Origin of the sequence: Delftia sp. ZNC0008 (assembly GCF_000799035.1) — a bacterium.
In the GTDB taxonomy this organism is placed as follows: domain Bacteria; phylum Pseudomonadota; class Gammaproteobacteria; order Burkholderiales; family Burkholderiaceae_C; genus Comamonas; species Comamonas tsuruhatensis.
Genome location: NZ_JTKZ01000826.1, coordinates 1 through 3,627, shown reverse-complemented (window position 1 = coordinate 3,627; position 3,627 = coordinate 1). Strand labels below are relative to the sequence as shown.

5 protein-coding genes and 1 pseudogene are annotated in these 3,627 nt (G+C 69.3%); all 6 read left to right on the top strand.

The window, feature by feature from the left end; genetic code table 11:
* Window positions 1-315: pseudogene (locus tag L995_RS26380) on the top strand (TolC family protein); the annotation flags it as partial.
* Between the two features lies 1 nt (window position 316).
* A complete protein-coding gene (locus tag L995_RS26375) occupies window positions 317-1,699 on the top strand; it encodes a multicopper oxidase family protein (protein ID WP_047474285.1) in 1,383 nt (460 codons plus the stop codon).
* A 20-nt stretch (window positions 1,700-1,719) separates the two neighbouring features.
* The gene (locus tag L995_RS26370) at window positions 1,720-2,211 is read left to right on the top strand and encodes a cupredoxin domain-containing protein (protein WP_047474288.1); all 492 of its coding nucleotides are present in this window, start codon (window positions 1,720-1,722) and stop codon (window positions 2,209-2,211) included.
* Between the two features lie 33 nt (window positions 2,212-2,244).
* The gene (locus tag L995_RS26365) at window positions 2,245-2,775 is read left to right on the top strand and encodes a DUF411 domain-containing protein (RefSeq protein WP_047474283.1); all 531 of its coding nucleotides are present in this window, start codon (window positions 2,245-2,247) and stop codon (window positions 2,773-2,775) included.
* A 15-nt stretch (window positions 2,776-2,790) separates the two neighbouring features.
* Complete coding sequence (locus tag L995_RS26360) at window positions 2,791-3,183, top strand: copper-binding protein (RefSeq protein WP_047474281.1); 393 nt, start codon at window positions 2,791-2,793, stop codon at window positions 3,181-3,183.
* Window positions 3,184-3,249: 66 nt separating this feature from the next.
* The coding region (locus L995_RS26355) for a P1 family peptidase (protein WP_047474279.1) at window positions 3,250-3,627 on the top strand (378 nt) is incomplete at its 3' end.

Here is a 3,627-nt window from a genome sequence, read left to right as displayed (position 1 = left end):
CCGCGTAGCAGCTGGATGCGCTACCGCACGGCCTGGGACCTGGCCCACCAGCAGCAGGCCGAGGTGCTGCCGCTGCGCCGCTTCATCCAGGACGAAACCATGCTTCGCTACAACGGCATGTTCGTCAGCGTCTGGCAATTGCTGGCCGAGGCCCGCAGCAGCGCCCAGGCCGTGGCCACCGCCACCGATGCGCAGCGCGACTTCTGGCTGGCAGAGACCGACCTGCAGCTGGCACTGACCGGCACGTCGCCGGGAGCCATCCAGGCTGCCGCCAGCGCTGCCGCGCCCACTCCCACCAACGAAGCGAGCCACTGACATGAACCGCCGCAATTTCTTCACCGGCGCCGCCGTGGCCGCCGTCTCCAGTGCCGCCGTCAGCCGCGCGGCCCTGGCCGCCCTGCCCGAGGCAGCGACCCAGTCCTCGGCCGAAACCGCCGCCCCGCTGGCCCCGCCCAACGGCCGCCCCTACCGCCCCGTGGTCACGCTCAACGGCTGGACCACCCCCTGGCGCATGAACGCAGGCGTCAAGGAATTCCACCTGGTGGCCGAGCCCGTGGTGCGCGAGGTGGCGCCGGGCTTCTTCGTCAACATGTGGGGCTACAACGGCCAGAGCCCCGGCCCCACCATCGAGGTGGTGGAAGGCGACCAGGTCCGCATCTTCGTGACCAACCGCCTGCCCGAGCACACCACCGTGCACTGGCACGGCCAGCGCCTGCCCAACGGCATGGACGGCGTGGGCGGCCTGACCCAGCCGCACATCCCGCCCGGCAAGACCTTCGTCTACGAGTTCACGGCGCGCCGCCCCGGCACCTTCATGTACCACCCGCATGCCGACGAGATGGTGCAGATGGCCATGGGCATGATGGGGCTGTGGATCACGCACCCGAAGGCCGCGCACCCGCAGATTGCCGAGGTCCAGCGCGACTACGCCTTCCTGCTGTCGGCCTACGACGTGGAGCCCGGCTCCATGACGCCGCGCGTGGCCGAGATGACGGACTTCAACATCTGGACCTTCAACAGCCGGGTGTTCCCCGCCATCAGCCCCGTCGTCGCCAGGCGCGGCGACCGGGTGCGCCTGCGCGTGGGCAACCTGACCATGACCAACCACCCCATCCACCTGCACGGCCACGAATTCGAGGTCACGGGCACGGACGGCGGCCCCGTGCCCCGGTCCGCGCGCTGGCCCGAGGTGACCACCGACGTGGCCGTGGGCCAGATGCGCCAAGTGGAGTTCATCGCCGACGAGCTGGGCGACTGGGCCCTGCACTGCCACAAGAGCCACCACACCATGGGCGCCATGGGCCACGACACGCCGACCATGATCGGCGTGGACCACCGGGGCCTGGTCGGCAAGATCCAGAAGATCGTGCCCGACTACATGGTCATGGGCGAGCGCGGCATGGGCGACATGGCCGCCATGGAAATGCCGCTGCCCGACAACACCTTCCCGATGATGACGGGCACGGGCCCCTTCGGCCCCCTCGAGATGGGCGGCATGTTCACCACCCTCAAGGTGCGCGAGCAGCTGGGCGCCAACGACTACGGCGACCCGGGCTGGTTCAATCACCCCAAGGGCCGCGTGGCCTATGAATGGAAGGGGCCGGCGGCCGAGGCCTCCGCGCCGCGCCAGACCACGCCCGGCCAGTCCCCCGGCGCACCCAGCGTGCGCAAGCCCGGTGCGGGCCATGAGCACCACTGATGCCATCCAAGGAGCACCTCATGAACACCTTTGCCCTCCTCCTCGCCACCGCACTGCTCGCCGGCCCCGCTGCCGTCTTCGCCCATGGCAGCGAAACCCACGATGACGCTCCCAAGGCCGCCGCGGTCAAGGAGCAAAAGCCCTGGGGCATTGCCGGCGATGCCTCGGCCGCCCGGCGCACCATCACCCTGGACATGAGCGACAACATGCGCTTCACGCCAGAGCGCATCAGCGTCAAGCGCGGCGAGACGGTGCGCCTGCGCGTGGCCAACAAGGGCCAGGTCATGCACGAGATCGTGCTGGGCACACCGGCCTCGCTGGACGAGCACGCGCAGATGATGCTCAAGTTTCCCACCATGGAGCACGGCGAGCCCTACATGGCCCATGTCTCGCCCGGCAAATCCGGCGACCTGGTCTGGAATTTCAACCGCGAAGGCAGCTTCGACTTTGCCTGCCTCATCCCCGGCCACTACCAGGCCGGCATGCGCGGAACCATCACGGTGACGCAATGAGCGCGCCACTTCTTCCCCCTTCAGGAGCACCCCATGAAACATGAACGCATGGCATCCGCCCACCCGCGCCGCAGTGCGCTGCGCCGCATGGCCCTGGCCTGCACGGCATTCGCCGCCCCTTCGCTGTGGGCGGCTGCACCCACGGTGCCCAAAGAAGCACCCAGCACCCGCATCCCCGTCGAGGTCTGGAAGGACCCCAACTGCGGCTGCTGCCAGGACTGGGTGGTGCACATGGAGCACAACGGCTTTGCCGTCACCGTGCACGACACCGGCAACAACGCCGTGCGCGCCAGGCTAGGCATTCCGGCGCGCCTGGGCTCCTGCCACACGGCCCTGGTCGAAGGCTATGCGCTCGAAGGCCATGTGCCTGCGGCAGACGTGCACAAGCTGCTCAAGCAAAAGCCCAAGGCGGTGGGCATTGCCGTGCCCGGCATGCCCGTGGGCAGCCCTGGCATGGACGGCCCCGAGTACGGCGGCCGCAAGGACCCCTACGAGGTGCTGCTGATCACCAAGAACCTCATGAACAGCGACGTTTCCACCCGCACCTTCACCAGCTACCGCTGAACCCCGGAGCACACCATGCACAACACAGCCCTCCTTGTTTCCCGTACGTCCCGTACCGCCCTTGCCGTGCGCCTGGCCCTTGCCGCCGCGCTGATCCCGGCCTGGGCCGGTGCCCAGGCCACGGCCCACGACCATGCGGCGCATGGCGCGCAATCTGCCGAAACCGAACCTGCCGCCGCCAGCCAGGACCTCAGCGAAGGCGAGGTCACGCGCTGGGATGCACGCACCAGCAAGGTCACGCTGCGCCACGGCGAACTCAAGAACCTGGGCATGCCGCCCATGACCATGGTCTTCCAGCTGCGCGTGGCTGCACCCGAGCCCGCCCTCAAGGCGGGCGACAAGGTGCGCTTTCGCGCCGAGCAGGACCAGGGCGCCTTCGTGGTCACGCAGCTGGAAGTGCTGCGCTGAAGACCGGGTGCAGGGCTGTTGTTTCGGCTAAGGTGAAGGCCTGTCCATCACAGAGCAGAGCAGCGCATGCCAAGCACCGACTCAGACCCCGGCTCCATCACCCGCGTACAGGGCATCGAGGTAGGCCACCACACCGATGCCCGCCGCCCCACGGGCTGCACCGTCGTGCTGGCGCGCGGCGGTGCCGTGGGAGGCTGCGATGTGCGTGGCGCCGCCCCCGGCACCCGCGAGACCGACCTGCTGCATCCCTCCAACCTGGTGCAGCAGGTGCATGCCGTCATGCTCTCGGGCGGCAGCGCATGGGGGCTGGACGCGGCCAGCGGCGCCATGCGCTGGCTCGATGAGCAGGGAATAGGGCTGGATGTGGGCGTGGGCCGCGTGCCCATCGTGCCGGCCGCCGTGCTGTTCGACCTGGCGGTGGGCGACAGCCGCATCCGCACGCGG